General features: G+C 67.7%; 7 protein-coding genes. 2 read left to right on the forward strand and 5 right to left on the reverse strand.

Translation table 11 applies throughout. From position 1 onward, the window contains the following. Positions 1-183: 183 nt before the first annotated feature. The 3 genes from ABTZ89_RS34060 to ABTZ89_RS34070 all read right to left on the reverse strand — a co-directional run bounded on the left by ABTZ89_RS34060 (position 184) and on the right by ABTZ89_RS34070 (position 3,709). Positions 184-378: a DUF397 domain-containing protein gene (locus ABTZ89_RS34060; protein ID WP_270952737.1), complete on the reverse strand. Its 195-nt coding sequence runs from the start codon at positions 376-378 to the stop codon at positions 184-186. Continuing rightward, on the reverse strand, positions 379-1,227 hold the full coding sequence (locus ABTZ89_RS34065) for a helix-turn-helix domain-containing protein (RefSeq protein ID WP_333779001.1): 849 nt from the start codon (positions 1,225-1,227) through the stop codon (positions 379-381). 748 nt (positions 1,228-1,975) lie between these two features. Next, entirely contained in the window at positions 1,976-3,709 is a 1,734-nt protein-coding gene (locus ABTZ89_RS34070) for a pyruvate dehydrogenase (protein WP_351052597.1), read from the reverse strand. Between the two features lie 225 nt (positions 3,710-3,934). Here ABTZ89_RS34070 and ABTZ89_RS34075 point away from each other — a divergent pair, with 225 nt between their 5' ends. Together ABTZ89_RS34075 and bcp are read left to right on the forward strand one after the other, a co-directional pair. Then, positions 3,935-4,102 (forward strand): hypothetical protein, encoded by a 168-nt coding sequence (locus ABTZ89_RS34075; RefSeq protein WP_270952740.1) that lies wholly within the window; start codon positions 3,935-3,937, stop codon positions 4,100-4,102. 52 nt (positions 4,103-4,154) lie between these two features. Then, positions 4,155-4,628: a thioredoxin-dependent thiol peroxidase gene (bcp, locus tag ABTZ89_RS34080; protein ID WP_270952741.1), complete on the forward strand. Its 474-nt coding sequence runs from the start codon at positions 4,155-4,157 to the stop codon at positions 4,626-4,628. A 52-nt stretch (positions 4,629-4,680) separates the two neighbouring features. On the opposite strand, the gene ABTZ89_RS34085 is transcribed toward bcp, so the two are convergent. Both ABTZ89_RS34085 and ABTZ89_RS34090 read right to left on the reverse strand, forming a co-directional pair. Beyond that, the gene (locus tag ABTZ89_RS34085) at positions 4,681-5,445 is read right to left on the reverse strand and encodes a sulfite exporter TauE/SafE family protein (RefSeq protein WP_351052601.1); all 765 of its coding nucleotides are present in this window, start codon (positions 5,443-5,445) and stop codon (positions 4,681-4,683) included. 170 nt (positions 5,446-5,615) lie between these two features. Next, positions 5,616-5,774 carry a hypothetical protein gene (locus ABTZ89_RS34090; protein ID WP_351052604.1) on the reverse strand — a complete coding sequence of 53 codons (159 nt, stop codon included), beginning with the start codon at positions 5,772-5,774 and terminating at the stop codon, positions 5,616-5,618. Positions 5,775-6,264 lie beyond the last annotated feature (490 nt).

The following is a 6,264-nucleotide window of genomic DNA, read 5'->3' on the forward strand; positions in this document are numbered from 1 at the left end:
CTCTTCCCCAACCCGCCGCTCTTCCGTTCTGGCTGGCGCTGGGGGGGGGGGAGCGGAACTCAGGACCCACCAGGGGTTTCGAAGTTCCGCTCCCCGCACCGCAGAACACGCCGAAAAGCACCGATGAGCGCGCCACCGAGCGGGGAGACCCGGGAACGCGCTCATCGACGCATGAAGTCGGGCTCAGCGATCGTCGAAGCAGCCGAGCTTGACACCGCTGACGAACTCGAGCCAACGCTGCTGCGCAACGGTGATCTGGCCACCGGATCTGTTCTTGGTATCGCGCACCCCGACGCAGTCAGCTCCGAAGCCGACCTCGACGCACTGCCCCTGACCTTGGGTACGCGTGCTGGTGCGCCAGTCGGTGATATCCACCATCTACAACTCTCCTATGCGTTGTTGCATTAGTTCTACGGAACCGTCCGGATCTACCGCATGCGCGCGTAAATGGTCCATCATCGTGACGTAGTTCGAGATCTCTATCTCGCGCTCGAGGTAGAGCCCGCCCACGTGGGTTTCCAGATAAACCACGTCGGGGTCGATGGAATTCGAGTAGCGCAGGATGACGAACGGCCCGGCCTGCGCCGGGTGCGCCCCCGCGTCCAACGGCATCACCTGCAGGGTCACGTGCGGCAACTGCACGAGTTTCAGCAGGTGTTCCAGCTGTCGGCGGAGCACCCCGGGCCCACCGACCCGCCTGCGCAGGGCGGCTTCTCCCACCACCGCCCACAGCTCCAGCGGGTTGTCCCCCACAATCCGCTGCTGCCGCTGTATGCGCAGATCGACCCGTCGGCTGATCTCCGATTCATCGGCTCTGATGAGGGTCGCTTTCGTGATCGCATGCGCGTATTCACGCGTCTGGAGCAGTCCAGGAATGGCCTCGGCCTCGTAGGTGTGGATGGAGGACGCTTCCGCCTCCAAACCCACGTAGGTCTCGTACCACTCGGGCAGGACATCGCTGTAGGAATGCCACCAACCCCGTTTGCGGGCATCGCGCGCGAGGTTGATCAGCTGATCCCGCTCGCACCCCTCGACCCCGTAGAAATCCAGCAGTGCCGAAACATCTCCGACCGACGGAGATCGCTTCGCGGTTTCGAACCGCCCGATCTTCGCCTGCGTGCAGCCGAGATGCCCGGCGGCCTGCTGCTGGGTGACCTCCGCATGCGCCCGCAGTCGCCGCAGCTCAGCAGCTAAACGACGACGACGCACCGTGGGACTGACTGTCATGAGCCCCATCCTGCCCGGAGGTCCACACTGAGTCACCAACCCATCACCCTCACGGCATTCGTCCACTAGCCCGCTCCGGCCAACCCGGTGGGCACCGATGCACATCGGATGGTGGCCGAAGATGGTTACGTTCCTCCCCCCAAACGAAGCACCATCGCCAAAATGGAGTACACCCACCCGGGGCTGGAAATCAATGGCGGGAACCGGGGAATACGAACGAAGACAACGCAAACGCTGGCATATTCCCGAGGCAAAACCCGGACATCCGATTTCAAATCCTGATAATCGGCGAACTCCGACCAGCTGCCGGTGGAGCGCCACCGGACGAGAAGTTGGTATCCCAAACCGCCCGGATGCGCCCCCGCCCGCCAGTGAAACCCCGTGCATCGTGGGGGTTCTCAAATACGAGAATCGCCGACCGAGGCACGATCACGCCCGGTTTTCCCGATGATCGCAGGCAAATCGGCCCGACACGCCGAGGGCGCGCAAGCGAAGCCACGCCGTGCTCACATGAGCAGCACGTTGCACGGGCTGCCGCGAGCCAACGGGATCCACCCGCCTCAGCCCTGCCGCGAGCACGAAAACCCGCGGCAGGATCAACAACGCGTTCGGACCAGTCACCGCGCCCGCCCCGGACGACATGGCGCGGCGAGCCGACCCGCACACCGCTCACCAGATGTCCACAGTAGACATTCCATTGCGCGCAACGAGGCCTCTTGGCCCTGACGAGTCCGGAAGAACGAGCCGCTCAGGGGCGCGGCACGTTGCGGAGGTTGCTGCGGGCCAGCTGGATCATCTTGCCCACCCCGCCGGACAGCACCGTCCGGCTCACCGCCAGCGCGAACCCCTTCACCTGGTCCCCGGTGATCCGCGGCGGGATCGACAGCGCGTTCGGGTCGGTCACCACGTCCACCAGTGCGGGCCCCGGCCGCTGCAGCGCATCGGCCAAGGCTTCGCGCACCTCGCCCGGCTTCTCCACCCGCACCGAGTGGATCCCCGCCGCGGCCGCGATCGCGGCGAAGTCGACGTGGTCGTGGTCGGTGCCGAAGTCGGGCAGACCGTCCACGAGCATCTCCAGCTTGACCATGCCCAGCGAGGAGTTGTTGAACACCACGACCTTCACCGGCAGCCGGTGGGTGCGCAGGCTCAGCAGGTCGCCGAGCAGCATGGCCAGCCCGCCGTCCCCGGACATCGAGATGACCTGCCGCTCGGGTTCGCAGATCTGCGCGCCGATGGCCTGCGGCAGCGCGTTGGCCATCGAGCCGTGCACGAAGGACCCGAGCACCCGCCGCCGTCCGTTCGGCGTGATGTAGCGGGCCGCCCACACGTTGCACATCCCGGTGTCCACAGTGAACACCGCGTCGTCCGCGGCGAGGTCGTCGAGCACGTCGGCGACGAACTCCGGGTGGATCGGCACCTGGGTCTCGACGTTGCGCGTGTAGGCGTCGACGACCCGCTCCAGCTGCCCGGCGTGCTCGCGCAGCATCCGGTCCAGGTAGGAGCGGTCGGTCTTCTGCTGGACGTGCGGCAGCACCGCGCGGATGGTCTCGGCGACGTCGCCGTGCACGGCCAGGTCCAGCACCGTGCGCCGCCCCAGGTGGGCCGGCTCGATGTCGACCTGCACCGTGTTGGCCTGCGGCAGGAAGTTGTCGTACGGGAAGTCGGTGCCCAGCAGCACCACCAGGTCGGCGCGGTGCATCGCGTCGTAGCAGGCGCCATAGCCGAGCAGACCGCTCATCCCCACGTCGAAGGGGTTGTCGTACTGGATCCACTCCTTGCCGCGCAGGGCGTGCCCGACCGGCGCGTTCACCCGCGCGGCCAGCTCCATGACCTCCTGGTGCGCGCCGCGCGTTCCCGCCCCGCAGAAGAACATCGGCCGCTCGGCCTGGTTCAGCTTCTCCGCCAGCGCGAGCAGCTGGTCCTGCGACGGCACGACCGTGGGCGGCTCGCACTCGATGATTCCCAGGCCGGTGGACGAGGCGACGGGCTTCTCGGCGACATCGCCCGGCAGCACCAGCACAGCAGCGCCGCGCCGACCGGACGCGGTCTGGATGGCGGTGCGCAGCAGCCGCGGCATCTGCTCGGGCTGCGAGAGCAGCTCGCAGAAGTGGCTGCACTCGTTGAACAGCTCCTCGGGGTGGGTCTCCTGGAAGAACCCGGTCCCGATCTGCGCGGACGGGATGTGCGAGGCCAGCGCCAGCACCGGCGCCCCGCTGCGGTGCGCGTCGAACAGGCCGTTGATCAGGTGCAGGTTGCCGGGCCCGCAACTGCCCGCGCAGACCGCGAGCCGTCCGGTCATCTGCGCTTCGGCACCGGCCGCGAACGCGGCGGCCTCCTCGTGGCGCACGTGCACCCACTCGATTCCCTCGGTGCGCCGCACGGCGTCCACCACGGGGTTGAGGCTGTCCCCGACGATGCCGTAGATGCGCCGGACACCGGCCTGCACGAGCACTTCGATGAGCTGATCGGCGACTGTGGGCATGGCGGGGTCCTCCGGGGTGGTCGTCGGGCTGGCCACCCACCCGTCTACGCGCGGGGCGCGGCACCCGCAACTCGAAGTTCCGATCACTCGTCCGGTGGACATCTGTAACGATGCGGGCGAATCTCCCGATCTTCCCGTTGATCGAAGAATCCCTCACCGGTCCGGGCCCCGATGGCGCGCGCCCACCGGCGGGTTCGAATCCACTCCTGCTGGAAGGAAAACGCGGTGTCCATCCGCTTCTTCACCACTTGTGCGCTGGCGCTGACCGCCTCGGCGGTCGCCGGGCTGCTGGTCGGCGGGTACATCGCGGCAGGCGATCGGCTACCGGCGCCGACACCCCAGGTCTCGCACGTCGTCCCGGCCGCGGGCGGCGCCAGCTTGCCGGGGCAGTGACGTCGCTCCACCGGGCGGGACCGCGTCGGTGGCATCGGCTAGCGTCGGGTGCATGAGTGAGCAGAACCGACTCTCGATCGGCGACAAGGCACCCGAGTTCTCGCTGCTGGACGCCGACGGCAACACCGTCTCGCTGAGCGACTACCGCGGCCGGTCCGTCGTGGTGTACTTCTACCCCGCCGCCAGCACCCCGGGCTGCACCAAGGAGGCCTGCGACTTCCGGGACAGCCTCGCGGTGCTCAACGACGCCGGCTTCGACGTCCTCGGCATCTCCCCGGACAAGCCTGCCAAGCTGGCTGCTTTCCGCGACGCGGAAGGCCTGACCTTCCCGCTGCTGGCCGACGAGGACAAGTCGGTCATGACCGCGTGGGGCGCCTTCGGCGAGAAGCAGAACTACGGCAAGACCGTGCAGGGCGTGATCCGCTCGACGTTCGTGGTCGACGCGGACGGCAAGATCGCCAAGGCCCTGTACAACGTCAAGGCCACCGGCCACGTCGAGCGGCTCCGCAAGGACCTCGGCGTCTGACCTGGCGGAAAGGGCACCGACCCGGCCGGTGCCCCCGATTCCCCTTCCTCGGTCAGTCGAGGAACATGTAGATCGCGACGCCTGCGGCGATGGCCACCACCAGGTAGCGGAGCAGGTTCGCGGGGAGCTTCTGGGCGACCTTGCCGCCCACGTACCCGCCCAGCACCGTGGTGGGCACCAGCGTCAGCACCGCCACCCAGTCGACTGGCGCGATCAGCGCGTAGACGACCAGGGTCACCGCGCTGCCGATCATGCCCAGCCAGCTCTTGAGCGCGTTCAGCCGACGCATCGAGTCGGTCGCGGCCAGCACCAGGATCGCGATCAGGATGACGCTGCGCGCCCCGCCGAAGTAGCCGCCGTAGATCGAGGCGAAGAAGATCCCGACGGTCAGCAGGACCGTGCGGTCCGGGGCGTTCTCGTCGGGCGTGCCGAGCCACTTGCGGATGATGTTCTGGAAGGCCATCAGCAGCGCCGACAGCGCGATCAGCGCGGGCACCACGGCGTCGAACACCTTGCCCGGCAAGATCATCAGCAGCACGCAGCCCAGCGCCGACCCGACCACCGCGGCCGCCGAGGTCAGCCACAGCCGCCGCGGGGTGCCCCGGAGGTCGTCGCGCTGGCCGATCGCGGCCCCCACGAACCCGGGCCCCTGGGCCACCGAGTTGGTCACGTTCGCCACCAACGGCGGCATCCCGGTCGCCAGCAGGGCCGGGAAGACCAGCAGAGATCCGCCCCCGGCCACCGCGTTGATCGCGCCGGAGAGGAACCCGACGACGACTAGCAGCACCAACTCGAGCCATTCGGTCAACACGACCACCGAAGTTAGCTCCCGCAACGACCCCAGTCCCCGCCAGGGCGACCGGCATCACACCACCCGGAACACCACCCCAGCGCCCTGCGACGCCGCGATCAGCCCATAACGCCGTTGCACAACACTGGTCCCACCTCAGCCGGGACCCGGCGGCATCACCGGATGCTCGACAACCGCTACCAGAGGTGCGATTCGGTCGCGTGGATGGAGGCGATGCAAGCATCGAAGATCTGCACCCATTCCTGCGGCTGCAGAGACCTGTTCACCGACATGCCACGACCGAGGTGCTTGTACCAGCGCAGCTCGACACCACCCACGCCCTCGACGTGCGCCACGAAGTTCGGCGGTGGCGCATCCTCGTCTCCGTCCGGGTACCGGTAACCGCGCTGCCTCCGGTTCCGACCACCGATGTCACCCGCACACCGGCGTGTCAGCCCCCGCTTCCTCGCACTTGGCCGGGAGCGTCCACATCGAAGACTTCGCAGACAGCCGCATTCCGGACGGACGTGGCGATCTCCACGCAAGCGATCCGCTGTGACAGCAACTCGTTGCGGCTGCGCCAAATTCGGTCGTGTTCGAGAAGCCCACCCTCCGCGTCGCGAGCGAGTGCGCTCGATGAACGCCTGGATGCCGGCGAAAGTCCGCGTCCTTCCAGTTCGGCGCTGGTTCGGGCTTCACCTTCCAAAACGAAGACCGAAGTGCTGGGTCGGGGGTTCCGGCACCAATCAGAAGTCACGTTTGTGCAGGTCAAGTACCGTGAGTCTTTTGGGGTGCTTGCGGAGGTTGCTGCGGGCCAGCTGGATCATCTTGCCCACCCCGCCGGAC

It is taken from the genome of Saccharopolyspora sp. NPDC002686 (assembly GCF_040295745.1).
GTDB classification, from domain to species: Bacteria; Actinomycetota; Actinomycetes; order Mycobacteriales; family Pseudonocardiaceae; genus Saccharopolyspora; species Saccharopolyspora oryzae.

Coding starts and splice junctions, on each gene's coding strand:
- ABTZ89_RS34060 (WP_270952737.1), bottom strand. CDS start 378: ATGGTGGATATCACCGACTGGCGCACCAGCACGCGTACCCAAGGTCAG.
- ABTZ89_RS34065 (WP_333779001.1), bottom strand. CDS start 1,227: ATGACAGTCAGTCCCACGGTGCGTCGTCGTCGTTTAGCTGCTGAGCTG.
- ABTZ89_RS34070 (WP_351052597.1), bottom strand. CDS start 3,709: ATGCCCACAGTCGCCGATCAGCTCATCGAAGTGCTCGTGCAGGCCGGT.
- bcp (WP_270952741.1), top strand. CDS start 4,155: ATGAGTGAGCAGAACCGACTCTCGATCGGCGACAAGGCACCCGAGTTC.